The sequence below is a fragment of the Streptomyces sp. NPDC006733 genome (genome assembly GCF_040636125.1).
Classification (GTDB): Bacteria; Actinomycetota; Actinomycetes; order Streptomycetales; family Streptomycetaceae; genus Actinacidiphila.
Genome location: NZ_JBEYJD010000001.1, coordinates 470,489 through 485,260 on the forward strand (window position 1 = coordinate 470,489; position 14,772 = coordinate 485,260).

Here is a 14,772-nt window from a genome sequence, read left to right on the forward strand (position 1 = left end):
ACGAAGCGCCCCGCACGTCGCCACACGAAAGCCCCGGACGGATTCCCGTCCGGGGCTTTTCGCGTACGCCGTTCGCTAGCGGTCCGCGCCCGCCAGGACGGCCGCGTCGGGCTGCCGCTCCGCCGTCGCCTGAGCCGGGATCGTCGGCTTCTGGTGCTTGGACCGCACGTCCTTCAGGCCCAGCGCCGGGTGCTCCACCAGGTGCCAGGAGAGCATGGCCGCCACCAGGGTGCCGGCCATGGAGATGCCCAGGTAGATGCCGAAGCCCCAGCGGGCGCCGCCGAGCGCGGCCAGCGCCTGCTCCACCACGAAGCCGTATATGTAGATGCCGTACGAGTAGTCGTGCTTGCGGCCCACCCGCTGGAAGGGCCCGGGCAGCCGGATCGCCAGCCACAGCAGCAGGTAGGCGAAGGCCGGGACCCCGAGCGGGTAGAAGGCGCCGTAGTGCATCGTGCCGATCATGACCAGGGCGGCGAGCGCCCCGAGCGGGTCACTGACCGGCACGTACTCCTTGTAGAGCTCGAACAGGGCGCCGATCGCGAACGCGAGGCCGAGGTAGACCAGCCAGTTCATGCTCAGGCCGCCCAGCAGCGGGAGGTTCAGGTTCCCGCCGTGGGGCGCGTGCGGGGCGCCGTCCCGGAGCGGGTGCTTCAGCGCGTCGGTGAGGACCAGCCAGCCCAGCAGGACGGCCACGGCCACCACGACGCGGCGCGACCGCAGCACCGAGCCGGTCAGGACCAGGACGGCCACGCCCAGGTAGCAGAAGATCTCCAGCTTGAGGGACCACAGCGCCCCGTTGAAGGAGGTGTTGTACGCCAGGCCGCGGGCCTTGGCCGTCTCCATCACGCCGGATATGGGGTACTCCCGCGAACCCGCGCCCCAGTTGCGGTGGAGGTAGTGCAGCGGCCCGTGCGGGTGCCCCCAGAAGCCTTCCAGGTCGCCGTGCTGGCGCCAGAACAGGAAGGGGGCCACCAGAAGGGCGGTGACGAGCAGGCAGGCCCACAGGCCAGGCAGCAGGCGCAGGGAGCGGTGCCAGACGAACCGGCCGATCGTCAGCCGGTTGCCGCTGCGGGTCACCAGGATCCCGGACAGGACGAAGAAGCCGAAGACGGCCACGTTGCCGAGGGTGGTCTGGCCCTGGGAGAACCGCGCGAGGGGTTCCTTCCAGCCGAACCCCAGGATCAGGGAGTGCGAGACGAGGACCGAGACCGAGAGCAACAGCCGCAGCAGTCCCAGGCTGTTGTTCCGCCCGGAGAAGAGCTCGGCCACCGTCCCCCGCGACCAACGGTACGAACCCCGGCGCCTTCGTGCGGCTCCCATGACATCCCATCGAGATCGCCGTGCGTGGTGTGCGACGCCGCGGCCTGCTGATCAAAGACCGGCGGGCGCCTTCCGGTCTCCCGGAGGGCGCCCCACTGGTTCGATTCCTGAGAGGTCAGTGTGAAGTTAGTTAGATATGACTGTCAAAGGGGACACAGAGAAACGAGTGGGGACAGCCCTGTTGAACCGGTCGCCCCGGGCCGCGTCACTTCGAGGTGACGGTGACCGTCTCGTCGTTCTTCAGCTGGGAGAAGAGCTGCTTCGACTTCGCCGGGTCCCACTTCACCGCGACGCCGTCGCTGCGCGTCGGCAGGTTCGCCGTGGAGATCGGGACGGTCATCGACTTGCCGTCGCCGCCGGTCACGCCCTTCATCGCCCAGAACATCGAGGTGATGTTCCACAGGCTCATGTCCTTGTCGACGATGAGGGTGTCGAGGCCGGAGCTGATCACCGGGTAGAGCGTGAACGGGTTCAGCACGGTGGCCGGCGAGGCCGCCTGGTGGGCCAGCGAGGAGAGGAACTTCTGCTGGTTGCGCATCCGGCCCAGGTCCTGGTCGGCCTCCTGGTGGCGCTGGCGGACGAAGGCGAGGCCCTGCTTGCCGTCCAGCGTCTGGCAGCCGGCCGGGAAGTCCGCGCCCGACGCCTTGTCCTTGAGCGGCTTGTCGAGGCACATGTCGACGCCGCCGAGCGCGTCCACCAGGTTCACGAAGCCGGAGAAGCCGATCTCGGCGTAGTGGTCGATGTGCAGGCCGGTGTTGTACTCGATGGTCCGGGTGAGCAGCTCCGGGCCGCCGTCCGCGTAGGCGCGGTTGAGCTTGTGGGTGGCGGCGGGGTAGCGCTTGCCGGACTTCTGGCCGGTGAAGGCCGGGATGGTGACGTACGAGTCGCGCGGGAGGCTGAGCATGGTGTTCCCGTTGTCACCGACGTGCAGCACCATCATCGAGTCGGTGCGCTTGCCCTCGGCGGCGCCGGTGTGCAGGTCCTGCTCCTGCTCCTTGGACAGCCCCTCGCGGCTGTCGGAGCCGACGATGAGGTAGTTCGTGCCCTTGCCGCCGGACGGCCGGTCCTCGACCTTGCTGAGGTCCACCTCGCGGCGCACCTTGCCGTCGGCCCAGAAGTAGGTGCTGACGGAGACCACCAGCAGCGCCACGACCAGACCCAGCAACGTGAACTTCACGATGCGGGCCCGGTTGCGCGGCCGGCGGCCGGAGCCCGGTCCGCGACCGCCGCCGGTGCTGGGCGGGCCGTAGCCGCCACCACCGGGTCCGCCCCCGTGCGAAGGCTGCGGGGGTACCCCGCCCGCGGCGGCCGCGGCGCGGCGCGGCGACAGCTCGGGGGGCAGCGGCGGCTCCGCGCCGCGACGCTGCTCTGCTTCGTTGGTCCATCCGCTCATGGGGAAAGTGTGCCCGCTGAACGCCGGGTACCGGCAATCGCCGACGGTTCTGTGGCAGACCCGATGCATTTCGCCGCGGATGTCACAGCGCGGTCATCGCGAGGTCCCTGCCGGGGGTCTCCCGGCCGCCTCCATGGCGCTCGGGACGGCCGTGCAGCCGCTCCCAGAGCGCCTCCAGGGCCCGGTGCACCCGGGGGGAGTCGACGCCCTCGACGGCCCGTCCGGCCTCGGCGGCCAGGGTGCGGGCCCGTTCCACGGCTCCCTGGTCGAGCGCGGCCGCGGCCCGCAGGACCAGCGTGCCGGCCCGGTCGCGGGCCCGGCCCTCGGGCAGCGCGGCCAGGGTCCGGCGGAGCCAGTGGTCGGCCGCGGCGGCCCGGCCGAGCGCCAGCTCGCAGGCCGCGGCCTCCGCGCAGTAGTCGGCCCGGTGGTCGGCGCTGCCCCGCGCGTCGGGCGTCAGGACGGCGCCGGCTGCGGCGAGCAGCCGCCTGCTGACGTCGGCCTGCCCCAGCACGGCGTGCGCCCGTGCCTGCCGGGCCACGAGCAGCGCCGAGGAGTGACGCACGGAGACGGGAGCGTCGCCGGTGGTGAGCGGGGGTGCGGCCGGGGAGGTGGTGCGGCCGTCTCCCGCGGCCTCCCTGGCCAGGCCCGCGCGGGCGGCCCGCGCGACGGTCAGTGCCTCCTGCGGGCGCCCGGCGCCCAGGCACTGGAGGCTGACGGCGGCGAGGACCCGGGCCCCGAGTTCCCGGTCCCCGGCCGCGTGCGCGGCCGACAGGGCCGCGGTCCAGTACCGCTCGGCGGCCGCTTCGTGGCCGGTGTCGTGGCAGGCGCGTCCCGCCAGGTGCGCCAGCTCGCCCGCGAGCGCGAACAGCCGGCGCACGGGCGGCTCGGCGGCGGCCGGCCCCGGCCGCGCGGCCGGGCCCCTGGCCAGCAGGTCGGTGACGAGGCGCAGCTCGGCGTCGGCCACCGCGCGGACCGGTCCGCCGCCGAGCGCGGCCTCCATCCTGCGCAGCGCCGGCACCCGCTCCTCCAGGGCCGCGAGGACGGCCGGCCGCACGGACGGTACGCCGGGGTCGGAGGGAGCGTCGAGCACCGCGGACGGGCCCGTGCGCTGCGCCGGCAGGGAGACGGGCAGGGCGACAGGCAGGGGGACGGGTCCTGGCGCGGGTCCCGAGGTGTGTCCTGGGGCGGGTCCTGGCTCGGGTCCCGGCGCGACTTCCGGCGCCGGTCCCGGGACGGGTGTCAGCAGAGAGGCGGGCGCCGGAACCGTCGCCGGGTCGGGCCACGCCAGGGGCGCGAGCGCGAGCCACCGCTGCGCCGCCGCCGCGGCGCTGCCCGGGGCCGTGACCACGAACCCGCGCCGGTCGTGCAGCGCGGCGCCGGCCGTCGCGTCGAGCGCGGCCACGCAGTCCTGCGGCGTCCAGGCGACGCGCGCCGTCGTACGGTCGCCCACCGGCAGCCAGCCGGGCCACGGGGAGGCGGACAACACGGCTTGCGGGACGCCGAGTTCGCTCGCGAGGGCCTGCTGCGTCTCCAGGTCGGGGACGACGCCCCGGTGCTCCCAGCGCCAGGCTTTCTCGCGGCGCGCGGACATGTTGCCGACCCGGCGGGCCACGATGTCCACCACGTCCTGGTACGTCCAGCCGCGCTCCGCGCGTATCCAGCTCAACGGGTGGCCCAGGGCCTGCTCCCCGCCGGTCACCGCGCGGTTCCGCGGCATGTGCTGTCCCCCTCCCCGTCCTCGGCTTTCGGTTGCCGCACTGTAGCGCCGCCAAATGTCCGACTGTGAACGTTTGTTGGCGGGGTGGTGTCACGGCGGTGCCGCACGGGGACTCCGGGCGTGCCGTGGGGCCCCGGTCCGGGCCCCGGCACCCCGCTGTCACGAGGCTCGGAGCATTACAAGTCGGTGACTCCAATTGCCGTGCGGCGAACGGTCATTGACAAGAGGGCGGCCGGAACGGTCAGCTTCTGTTATCCCCTTGGAGGCCATCATGACCTGCCCTGTCGACCACGGTCGCATCACTCTCGACCCCCTCGTACGCGATCTTGTGGGAGAGGGCGCCCGGCTGCGCGAGGCCGGGCCCGTGGTCGAGATCGAGGTGCCGGGCGGCGTCGCGTGCTGGGCCGTCACGCGGCACGCCGAGGCCCGCCGGCTGCTCACCGACCCGCGCCTGGTGAAGGACATCAACCGCTGGGGCGCCTGGACGCGCGGCGAGATCCCCTCCACGTGGCCGCTGATCGGCCTCGTGGCCCCCGGCACCAGCATGGTCACCGCCGACGGCGAGGAGCACAAGCGGCAGCGCCTGCTCACCGCGCAGGCGCTCACCCCGCGCCGGATGGAGCGGCTGCGGCCGCGGATCGAGGAGATCACCCGCTCGATCCTCGACGAGCTGGAGGCGGCGGGCGCGGACGGTGCCGTCGTCGACTTCAAGTCCGTGTTCGCGTTCAAGCTGCCGATGCGCGTCATCAGCGAGTTGATGGGCGTCGACGCCGCCGCGGACACCCGGCTGCGCGCGCTGTACGACACCTTCTTCAGCAGCGTCAGCCGCGCCGACGAGGTGCGGGCGGCGATGGGCGAGCTGTTCGCGTTCTTCGCGGGCGTCGTGGCGGAGAAGAAGCTGCGGCCGGGCGACGACCTCACCAGCGCGCTGCTCGCCGCCACCGAGGGTGGCGACCGGCTGTCCGACGAGGAGCTGGTCGGCACCCTGCTGGTGATGATCGCCGCAGGTCACGAGACCACCATCAACCTGATGGTCAGCGCCGTCCGCGGGCTGCTCACCCACCCGGACCAGCTGGCGCGGGTGCGCTCGGGGGACGCCTCCTGGGCAGCGGTGGTCGAGGAGACGCTGCGCTGGTCGCCGCCGACCACCAACTTCCTCTTCCGCTACGCCACCGAGGACATCCCGGCGGGCGACGTGGTCATCAGGGAGGGCGACGCGGTGATGATCTCCTACGGCGCCATCGGCCGGGACGAGGAGCAGCACGGGCCGACGGCGGAGGAGTTCGACATCACCCGCGAGGCCGCCCGGCACCTGTCGTTCGGCTACGGCCCGCACGTCTGCCCCGGCGCGCCCCTCGCCCGGCTGGAGGCGCTGGTCGCGCTGCCCGCGCTCTTCGAACGGTTCCCCGGCCTCAGCCTGGCGGTGCCCGAGGAGAAACTGGAGAACACCCCGTCGATCCTGGTCAACAGCCTGCGCGAGCTCCCCGTGCGGCTGACGGCACCGCTCCGCTGACCGCGTGCCCGGCCGGCGACCGGCCGGGCGACCGGGGGAGCCGTGCCGGGGAGGAGCGGGTGCGGGGCCCGGCTTATGGTGGAGGCATGACCACCGATCTTGCCGCCGGCACCCCGGAGGCCGAGCTCCCGGGCAAGCCGACCGCGGCAGCCCGCACGACGCTGTCGCACATCATGACGGCGCACGACACCAACCTGCTCGGCACCGTCCACGGTGGCGTGATCATGAAACTCGTCGACGACGCGGCGGGTGCCGTCGCCGGACGGCACTCGGGCGGCCCGGCGGTCACCGCGTCGATGGACGAGATGGTCTTCCTGGAGCCGGTGCGGGTCGGCGACCTCGTCCACGTGCGCGCGCAGTGCAACTGGACCGGGCGCTCCTCCATGGAGATCGGCGTGCGCGTCATGGCCGAGCGGTGGAACGAGTCCACTCCCGCGACCCAGGTCGGCAGCGCCTACCTGGTGTTCGCCGCCGTCGACGAGAACGGCAGGACGCGGCCGGTCCCGCCGGTGATCCCGGAGACCGAGACGGACAAGCGGCGCTACCAGGAGGCCCAGATCCGCCGCATGCACCGGCTCGCCCGGCGCGAGGCCATCAAGGAGCTGCGCGAGAAGCGCGCCGCCGAGGGCTTCGACGACTGAGCACGGCCCCCGCACGGCCGAAGACCGAGCGCGCCCACGACTGAGCCCTGCCGAAGACCGAGCCCGCCCGGTGACGGTCCCGGGCCGGTCCAGGGCCTACGGGCACACCACCTGGTCGCCGGTCACCGCCCCCGCACCGTTGCTCACCGCCGGTGCCGGGTCCTGCGCCCGGATCGGCGTGACGCCCTTGAACCCGGCGCCGACGGTCACCTTCATCAGCGGCCCCTGCCCGGGCACCTGCACCAGCTCCGCGCCCGGCAGGGCCGCCGCCAGGGACTTCGCCGAGCGGTCCCACCGCGGGTCGAAGCGGATGACGGTGTGCGTCGCGTTGTGCGCGGACGCGTTGGCGGGGGTGCCGGTGGTCGCGAAGCCGGTGGCGCGCAGCGCCCTGTCCACCCGGCCGCCGAGGCCCGTGACGGACGTCCCGTTGTCGACCTGCACCCGTACCGACCGCGGGTCGACGTCCACCGCTACCTGCCGCTGGGGCCGCTTGGCGGCCGTCGCCGGGGCGGCCGGGGTGCGGACGGCCAGCGGCTGGTCCGCGCGGATCGCCGTCCAGAGCCTGCCGGCCTTGGCGTCGTCCCACTTCACCGTCGAGCCGACGCCCTTGACCTGGTAGCCCATGTCGCCGATCGGCACCGAGGTGAACTCCGACGACTTGGGCGAGAAGCCGCGCAGGCCCTGGGCGAGCGCGATCAGGTCCCGTGGCGTGAGGTCCTGGTCGGCGCGGACCGACCCGAGCACGGTGGAGGCGATCCGGCTGAGCTTCAGCGGGTCGGTGAGCAGCCCGCCACCGGTGATCTTGTGGATCAGCTCCGCGAGGAAGCGCTGCTGGCGCTGCATCCGGCCCAGGTCGGACGCGCCGTCGAGGTGCCGGGAGCGGACGTACTGCAGGGCCTGGCCGCCGTTCAGCGTCGAGGCGCCGACCGGCAGGTCGAGGCCGGTGTACGAGTCCTTCAGCGGGCGCACCGTGCAGACCTGGACGCCGCCGACGACGTCCACCGTCTTCATGAAGCTGGTGAAGTCGACCTCCAGGTAGTGGTCGATGTGCACCCCGGTCAGCTGCTCGACGGTGGCGACCGTCAGCCGCGGACCGCCGTCCGCGTAGGCCGCGTTGATCTTCGCGGGGTGGCTGACGTGCTTGGCGCCGCTGAACGCCTCGTCGTGCGGCGGCAGCATGACGTAGCTGTCGCGCGGGATGCTGACGACGCTCACCCGGGAGCGGTCCGCCGACAGGTGCACCAGCATGATCGTGTCGGTGCAGTGGCAGGGCGCTCCGCCGAGGTGGTACCGCTCCTTGTCGTCCCGATCCAGCCCGTCGCGCCCGTCGGTGCCGACCAGCAGGAAGTTGACCCCCGTGGACCTGCCGGGGCGGTCGTGCATCCCGCCGAACGCGTCCACCCGGCCGATGTCGTCGCCCACCCCGCTGACCACGGCGTGGCCCACCCCGCTGGTCGTGATGATCGCCAGGGCCAGCCCGCCGGCGATCCGGGTGCTCCAGCGCACCGGCCGCCGGGCGTCCGGCCCGGCGGGCCGCTTGCCGGAGCGCGGTCCGGGCCGCCCGCCCGCGCGCCGGTCGGAGCCGATCGGGGGCCGGGGCCTGCGCGGTGGGGTGGCGGGCGGTCGAGCGGGCGGAACCGTCATCGGGGCGCACCTCCGCGGGGAGACAAGGGACCTGATCAGAGTAGACAAATCGGACAGTCATCAAAGCTGCGTACGCGCCGGTGTCCCCCATTCGCGGTAACGTTTCCCGCGATGAACGCTGCCAACGACCCCACCGCCCCCGCTGTCTCCGTGATCATGCCGGTGCTCAACGAGGAACGTCATCTGCGCGACTCCGTACGGCACATCCTGGAGCAGGAGTACCCAGGTGAGCTGGAGGTCGTCATCGCGCTCGGCCCCTCCGCGGACCGCACGGACGAGATCGCCGCCGAACTGGTCGCGGAGGACCCCCGGGTCCACACCGTGCCCAACCCGACCGGCCGTACGCCCGCGGCGCTGAACGCCGCGATCAAGGCGTCCCGGCACCCGATCGTGGTCCGGGTCGACGGGCACGGGATGCTCTCGCCCGACTACATCGCCACCGCCGTCCGGCTGCTGGCCGAGACCGGCGCGGGCAACGTCGGCGGCATCATGCACGCCGAGGGCGAGAACGCCTGGGAGGACGCGGTGGCCGCCGCCATGACCTCCAAGGTCGGCGTCGGCAACGCGGCCTTCCACACCGGCGGTGTCGCGGCCCCGGCCGACACCGTCTACCTCGGCGTCTTCCGCCGCGAGGTGCTGGAGCAGGCGGGCGGCTACAACGAGGAGTTCATCCGCGCCCAGGACTGGGAGCTGAACTACCGGATCCGCGAGGCCGGCCACCTCATCTGGTTCTCGCCGGAGCTGCGCGTCTCCTACCGGCCCCGGCCGAACGTGCGCGAGCTGGCGAAGCAGTACAAGAACTACGGCCGCTGGCGCCACGTCGTCGCCCGCTACCACCGCGGCTCCGTCAACGTTCGCTACCTCGCGCCCCCGGCGGCGGTCATCGCCATCGCGGCGGGCGTCGTGGTCGGCGCGGCCGTCACCCCGTTCGGCTTCGTGGTCCCGGCCGGGTACCTCGCCGCCATCGGGATCGGGTCGGTCCCTGCGGGCAAGGGCCTGCCGCTCGCCGCCCGGGTACGGATCCCGGTCGCGCTCGCGACCATGCACATGTGCTGGGGCTGGGGCTTCCTCACCAGCCCGCGCTCGCTGGCGAACAAGGTCATCGCCAGCCGCCGTCCCAGCGTGACGACGACCGCGGTCTGAGCCCGCCCCGCCGGCCGGGACCACCGAGGTCCCGGCCGGCGGGCCGCGTGGGCTCCGCGGGCGTCACCAGACGTAGTGGGCGCCCGGATAGGTGTTCACCTTCATGCACGCCGACTCGTCGGCGCCGTTGAGCGCGGACGAGCTGGACGGCGCCTTCTCCGGCGCTCCCGACGAACCGCCGGAGCCGCCCGCGGACTTCGGATAGGTGGTCCCCGAGCGCCAGTCGGAGCCGACGACCACCGTCACGCCGGTCACGCTCTTGGAGCTGCGCACCGCGCTGTCCGGCAGGCCCAGCGCCTTGGCCACCGCCTGGGCGTCGCCCTTGAGGGAGTCGCTCGGGTAGCTGACCGTGGTGTCGGCCTGCGGCTGCGGGGTGGTGTCGGGCGCGGCCCGGGTGAAGCCGAGGCCGCTGAGCCGGCTCACGACGGTCTTGGCGCGGCCGCTCACCGCCGCCTGGGACGCGGTGGCGGTGCCGTTCCGCACGGTGACGGCGATCTCGCCCTTGGGCGCCGCCGGGTCCGTCGGTGCGGCGCTCACGGTGGCCGCGGCCCCGGGCGTCGGCCCCTTGGCCTTGCCGTCGACGGGGTTGTCCGCGCGCACCAGCGCGAAGAGCTTGGCGGCGTCACCGGGCTTCGGGATGACGTGCGCCTTGTTCCTGGGGTCCCAGTCCCACGGCATCGTGGTCATGGTGATCCGGTTGGCGGGCACCTTCTTCAGCTCGTTGCCCAGGTCGTACAGCTTCTTGACGGTGCCGAGGCCGGTGTCGACGGTGACCGACCTGGTCGCCGCCTCGGCGAGGCCGGTGAGCTGCCCGGGGTCGGTGAGCTTCGCGCCCTTCTTGAGCTCGCGGATCATCGAGTTCATGTACATGTGCTGCGCGTGGGTGCGGCCGAGGTCGGTGCCGTCCTCGAAGCCGTGCCGGGTGCGCAGCCACTGCAGGGCCTGCTCGTCCTTGATGGTCGTGGTGCCGGCCCTGAGCTTGAGCCCCGACTGCTTGTCGTAGATGTTCTTGTCGACGCAGACCGGGACGCCGCCGATGGCGTCGGCCATCTTCACCACCCCGGCGAAGTCGACCATCATGAAGTGGTCGATGGAGATGCCCGTCATCTCCTCCCAGGTGGCGACCGTGCAGCCGGGGCCCCCGTGGGTGAGGCTGGCGTTGATGATGTCCTCGGACTTCTTGTAGACCGTGCCGTCGTGCGGGTCGGTGCACTTGGGGATGGTCACCCGGGTGTCGCGCGGGATGCTGACGACCGTCATGTTGGTGCGGTCGGCCGACAGGTGCAGCAGCATCTGGACGTCGGCGCGGGGCTTCTCGCCGCGGGTGTCCTTCGCGCCGCCGAGCTTGACGTTCTCGTCCGAGTTCCGGCTGTCGGAGCCCATCAGCAGGATGTTGAGCGGCGTCTGGCCCTCGGCGTTGGCCTGCGGCTTGGAGAGCTTGGCGTCGCTGAGGTTGAGCTCGTCCTTCTTGATGTTCGCGTTCAGGTGCTCGTAGTACGCCCAGCCCGCGCCCGCCGTGCCGAGGACCGCCACGGCGGTGCCGATCCCGATCCAGCGCAGCGTCCGCCGCCTGCGGCTCTTCGGCGCCTTGCGGGACCGGGAGCGGGACTGGGCCTGCGCCTGGGACCGGGACCCGGCCCGGCGGTGGCCCGAGCCGCCGCCGGAGCCGCCGTCGGAGCCGCTGCCGGAAGGGTGCCGAGACGTTTCTGCGCTCGCACCGGACCCGTCGGGGTCCGCTCCGTACAGGCTGTCGTCCCAGCCGTGCTCGGCGGAGCGGTTCCGCGCGGGAACGTCCTCGCGCGGCGCCTGACCCCTGTTTCGCCGGTGCTCCACGTCCTCTACTTCCACTGGTAGGGCTTGTACACGTCCATGCACTTCTTTTCCGTGCCGTTCAGGGCGTCCGCCGTGGTCGGCACGGAACCGGCGCTCGGCGCCGTCTTCCCGTAGTCGGTGCCCGTGGTCCAGTCCGCACCGATGACCACGGTGATGCCGGACCCGTCCGCCGCCTTGACCGAGGAGGCCGGGATCTTCAGGGCGGCGGCGACGGACAGGGCGTCGGCCCGGCCCTGCTCACCGGCGCTCGTCGGGTAGTTGACGAGGGTGCCCTTGCTGGGCTTCGCGGACTGGCTGGCCTTCGACCTGGTGAAGCCGGCGGTGGTCAGCGCCTTGGAGACGGCGGACGCGCGGTTGCCGACGGCCTGGCCGTTCTTGTCGCCCGCGGTGCCGTTCACGACGCTGACCGCGATGCTCGCCGGTGCCGCGGCGGGCGGCCCCGCCTTGGTCGGCGTGGGCTTCGGCGTGTTCGCCGCCGTGCCGTTGGAGTCCATGGCGACGTCGTTGCGCAGCAGCGTCCAGACCTTCCCCGCGTCCGCCGGGGACGGTATGTAGTGCGCGTCGGGGTTCTGCGGGTCGGCGAGGTGCGGCATCGTCATCATCGTGATGCGGTTCGCCGGCACGCTCTTGAGCTCCATGCCGAGGTCGTAGAGCTTCTTCGGCGTCCCGATCTCCTTCGAGACCCGGAACGCCTCCATCGCCTTCGTCGCCAGGTTGTTCAGCCGGCTCGGGTTGGTGAACAGGCTCTGGCTCTGCAGCCGGCGCATCATCGAGTTGAGGTACATGTGCTGGGCCTTGGCGCGCCCGGCGTCGTCGCCGAAGGCGTGCCGGGTGCGCAGCCACTGCAGCGCCTGCTCGCCCTTGACCGGCCAGGTGCCCGCCTTCATCTTCAGCCCGGAGCCGCCCTTCTGCGCCGGCGTCGAGCGGTCCCAGATGTTCTGGTTGACGCAGACCTCGACGTCGCCGACGGCGTCGGCCATCTTCACCACGCCGGCGAAGTCGACGGTCATCCAGTGGTCGATGTAGACACCGGTCAGGTTCTGGATCGCCGCGCGGGTGCACCCCGCGCCGCCGCGGCCCAGCGACTCGTTGATGATGTCGCGCTCGGTCGCCTTGTAGACCTTGCCGGTCTCGGAGTCCGTGCACTCCGGGATCGGCATGCGGGTGTCGCGCGGGATGCTGACCACGGACATGTTGCTGCGGTCCGCGGAGATGTGCATCAGCATGATGACGTCGGCGCGCGGCGGCTCGCCCGCCGTGTCGCGGGCCCCGCCCAGGTCCTTGTTCGCCTCGGAGTTGCGGGCGTCGGAGCCGAGCACCAGGACGTTGAGCGGGGTGTCGCCGTTCGCGTTCGCCTTGGGCGGCGCCACGTCGCTCTTGCCGCTGTTCAGGTCACCGGTGCGGATCTTCCCGGCGAGGTACTCGTAGTACGCGTAGCCCGCGCCGGCGCCGGCGAGGATGAGCAGCGAGAGCGAGCCCGCCACCCAGCGGAATATCCGGCTCTTCCTGCTGCGCGGCTGCCGCCGGCTGCCCGCGCGGCGGTGGCCCCCGCTCCCGCGGGCGCCGCCGCCGCGCTGCCCGGGCACCGTGGGCGTGCCGGTGCCGACCAGCGAGGGGTCCGTGACCGCGCCCGTCACCGTGCCCGCGCCGGGGCTCGCGTGGGAGCCCGTACGGGAGGCGGCGCCGTCACCGGACCCGTCCCATCCCTGGCCCCCGTGCGGGCCCCCGCCCGGCTCCCGGTCCTGGTACAGACTCTCGTCCCAACCCGGATCACCCGGCTCCGAGGCATCTCGGGCCCCACCGCCCCGTACACCGCTGTCCCGCATGGCCCCCCCTGGATAGGTCATTTCGCGCAGACGCTCTTGTCGTCCGCCACGACCTTCTGAATTCCCTCCGGCGCCGTGGTCGGCGCGGCTATCGGTGTGCCCGCTCCCTGGAAGTCCTTGCCAAGGGTGAGCGTCATGTTCGCCTTGGCCGCCGCGTCCACGGTCCCCGGCTGCAGCGCGGACGCCGGCAGCCCCATCATCGCGGCGAGGGCGCGTGCCTGGTCGGCCTGGTTCGGCGCGTAGGCGAGCGTGGTCGTCGCGACCGTTCCGGCCGGGGCGTTGCCGCCGTTGCTGGAGCGGTTGACGGCCTTGTTGTTCTGCAGCCAGACGATGGTGGCCTGAGCGGCCCCGGTCTTGCCACTCCCGTTGAACACCTTGACGCGAACCTGTGACGCGGGTGCCTTGGTGCCGGCGAGCTTGTCCGGCGCCGGGGTCCCCGAAGCGGCCGGCGCACCGGGCTTCTTCGTCACCGCGGTGAGCGAGATGTCGCTCCGCACCATCGAGAAGACCTGCTGGGCCTTGCCCGGGGTGAGGATGACGGTCTTGTGGATCTTGCCGTCCGCCGGGTTGTCGATGACCGGGACGGTGGCGAAGGTGATGTTCTTGGTGTCGACCGCGCTGAGGTCCTTCGCCAGGTCCGACAGCTTCGAGATGCTGCCGATGGCGCTGTCGACGGTGAGCGCCTTGGTGGCCGCGTTCGCCAGCTTCCACAGCTTGCCGGGGCTGGTGAGGGTGTCGCCGGACTTCATCTGGCGGATCATCGAGCCCAGGAACTGCTGCTGGAGCTTGATGCGGTCCAGGTCGCCGCCGAAGCCGACCGCGTGCCGGGTCCGGACGAACGCGAGCGCGTCGTCGCCGGAGACCTTGTGGTGGCCCTTGCCGAGGTTCAGGTGCGACTTGGGGTCGTTGATCGGCTTGGCCAGGCAGATGTCGACGCCGCCGACCGCGCTCGACAGGTCCTTGACGGCGGTGAAGTTCGCCATCATGAAGTGGTCCACGCTCACCCCGGTGAGCGCCTTCACCGCGCGCATCGTGCACCCGGGGTCGCGGCCCGCCTGGCCGAGGCTGGTGTTGAAGCGGACGTTCTGCTCGCCGGGCACGACCTTCGTCGAGCCGTCCTTCTGCTTCGTCGGGCAGTCCGGGATGTCGGTCACCAGGTCGCGCGGGATGCTCAACGCGGTCGCGTTGGTGCGGTCCTTGGAGACGTGGAACAGGATCGTGGTGTCGGCGTGGCCGACGCTGCCCGCGTCGCCGTACTCCTTGCCGAGCCCCTCACGGCTGTCGGTGCCGATCACGAGGATGTTCACCGGACCGTCCGCGGTGACGTTCTTGTTGCCCGCGTCCCCGACGTCGACCGTGGAGATGTTGTTGTTGAAGTGCTGGTAGACCAGGTAGCCGCCGATCGAGCCGGCGACCAGGACGAAGCCGAGCGAGGCCGAGGTCCAGATGAGGACCTTCTTCTTGCGGGACTTGCCGGGCTTGGCCTTGCGGCGGCGGCTCGCGCGGTTCGACGCATCCGCGGAGCTTTCGGGGGTAGGCGTCCGGGCGGAGCGGCCGCCCTGCTGCTCGCGGCGCTCACGCCTGCCGCCCTGCGCGGGCACGCTCGGTGACGGACGCTCGTCGGGGTCGATCCGCAGCACGTAGCTGCCGGTTTCCGGATCAAGGACCCACTGGTCTGCCGGGTCGATGTCCTTGTGGCCTTGCGTGTCCACGGTTGCTCGGGTCCTCCGTCGGTGCCACGC

At 72.3% G+C, this 14,772-nt stretch carries 10 protein-coding genes; 3 read left to right on the plus strand and 7 right to left on the minus strand.

Going from position 1 to position 14,772, the window contains the following annotated elements; genetic code table 11:
• Nucleotides 1-75: 75 nt before the first annotated feature.
• The 3 genes from ABZ721_RS02105 to ABZ721_RS02115 all read right to left on the minus strand — a co-directional run bounded on the left by ABZ721_RS02105 (nt 76) and on the right by ABZ721_RS02115 (nt 4,430).
• Nucleotides 76-1,269 (minus strand): acyltransferase, encoded by a 1,194-nt coding sequence (locus ABZ721_RS02105; protein ID WP_358786593.1) that lies wholly within the window; start codon nt 1,267-1,269, stop codon nt 76-78.
• 256 nt (nt 1,270-1,525) lie between these two features.
• Complete coding sequence (locus ABZ721_RS02110; RefSeq protein WP_358786594.1) at nt 1,526-2,713, minus strand: LCP family protein; 1,188 nt, start codon at nt 2,711-2,713, stop codon at nt 1,526-1,528.
• Between the two features lie 82 nt (nt 2,714-2,795).
• Nucleotides 2,796-4,430 (minus strand): hypothetical protein, encoded by a 1,635-nt coding sequence (locus tag ABZ721_RS02115; protein ID WP_358786595.1) that lies wholly within the window; start codon nt 4,428-4,430, stop codon nt 2,796-2,798.
• Between the two features lie 271 nt (nt 4,431-4,701).
• Here ABZ721_RS02115 and ABZ721_RS02120 point away from each other — a divergent pair, with 271 nt between their 5' ends.
• Complete coding sequence (locus tag ABZ721_RS02120; RefSeq protein WP_358786596.1) at nt 4,702-5,943, plus strand: cytochrome P450; 1,242 nt, start codon at nt 4,702-4,704, stop codon at nt 5,941-5,943.
• A gap of 86 nt (nt 5,944-6,029) precedes the next feature.
• The gene (locus ABZ721_RS02125) at nt 6,030-6,584 is read left to right on the plus strand and encodes an acyl-CoA thioesterase (RefSeq protein ID WP_358786597.1); all 555 of its coding nucleotides are present in this window, start codon (nt 6,030-6,032) and stop codon (nt 6,582-6,584) included.
• 96 nt (nt 6,585-6,680) lie between these two features.
• Here ABZ721_RS02125 and ABZ721_RS02130 read toward each other — a convergent pair whose 3' ends face one another.
• The gene (locus tag ABZ721_RS02130) at nt 6,681-8,228 is read right to left on the minus strand and encodes an LCP family protein (RefSeq protein ID WP_358786598.1); all 1,548 of its coding nucleotides are present in this window, start codon (nt 8,226-8,228) and stop codon (nt 6,681-6,683) included.
• A 111-nt stretch (nt 8,229-8,339) separates the two neighbouring features.
• On the opposite strand from ABZ721_RS02130, the gene ABZ721_RS02135 reads away from it, so the two are divergent.
• Nucleotides 8,340-9,371, plus strand: a complete 1,032-nt coding sequence (locus ABZ721_RS02135; RefSeq protein ID WP_358786599.1) for a glycosyltransferase family 2 protein — start codon at nt 8,340-8,342, stop codon at nt 9,369-9,371.
• Nucleotides 9,372-9,434: 63 nt separating this feature from the next.
• Here the strand turns inward: ABZ721_RS02135 and ABZ721_RS02140 are convergent, their stop codons facing one another.
• Genes ABZ721_RS02140 through ABZ721_RS02150 form a run of 3 tightly spaced genes read right to left on the minus strand, consistent with a single transcriptional unit; the run spans nt 9,435 to nt 14,742 of the window.
• On the minus strand, nt 9,435-11,204 hold the full coding sequence (locus tag ABZ721_RS02140) for an LCP family protein (RefSeq protein ID WP_358786600.1): 1,770 nt from the start codon (nt 11,202-11,204) through the stop codon (nt 9,435-9,437).
• A gap of 5 nt (nt 11,205-11,209) precedes the next feature.
• Nucleotides 11,210-13,030 (minus strand): LCP family protein, encoded by a 1,821-nt coding sequence (locus ABZ721_RS02145; protein ID WP_358786601.1) that lies wholly within the window; start codon nt 13,028-13,030, stop codon nt 11,210-11,212.
• A 17-nt stretch (nt 13,031-13,047) separates the two neighbouring features.
• Nucleotides 13,048-14,742: an LCP family protein gene (locus ABZ721_RS02150; RefSeq protein ID WP_358786602.1), complete on the minus strand. Its 1,695-nt coding sequence runs from the start codon at nt 14,740-14,742 to the stop codon at nt 13,048-13,050.
• Between the last annotated feature and the right edge of the window lie 30 nt (nt 14,743-14,772).

Coding starts and splice junctions, on each gene's coding strand:
- ABZ721_RS02110 (WP_358786594.1), bottom strand. CDS start 2,713: ATGAGCGGATGGACCAACGAAGCAGAGCAGCGTCGCGGCGCGGAGCCG.
- ABZ721_RS02115 (WP_358786595.1), bottom strand. CDS start 4,430: ATGCCGCGGAACCGCGCGGTGACCGGCGGGGAGCAGGCCCTGGGCCAC.
- ABZ721_RS02120 (WP_358786596.1), top strand. CDS start 4,702: ATGACCTGCCCTGTCGACCACGGTCGCATCACTCTCGACCCCCTCGTA.
- ABZ721_RS02125 (WP_358786597.1), top strand. CDS start 6,030: ATGACCACCGATCTTGCCGCCGGCACCCCGGAGGCCGAGCTCCCGGGC.
- ABZ721_RS02130 (WP_358786598.1), bottom strand. CDS start 8,228: ATGACGGTTCCGCCCGCTCGACCGCCCGCCACCCCACCGCGCAGGCCC.
- ABZ721_RS02135 (WP_358786599.1), top strand. CDS start 8,340: ATGAACGCTGCCAACGACCCCACCGCCCCCGCTGTCTCCGTGATCATG.
- ABZ721_RS02145 (WP_358786601.1), bottom strand. CDS start 13,030: ATGCGGGACAGCGGTGTACGGGGCGGTGGGGCCCGAGATGCCTCGGAG.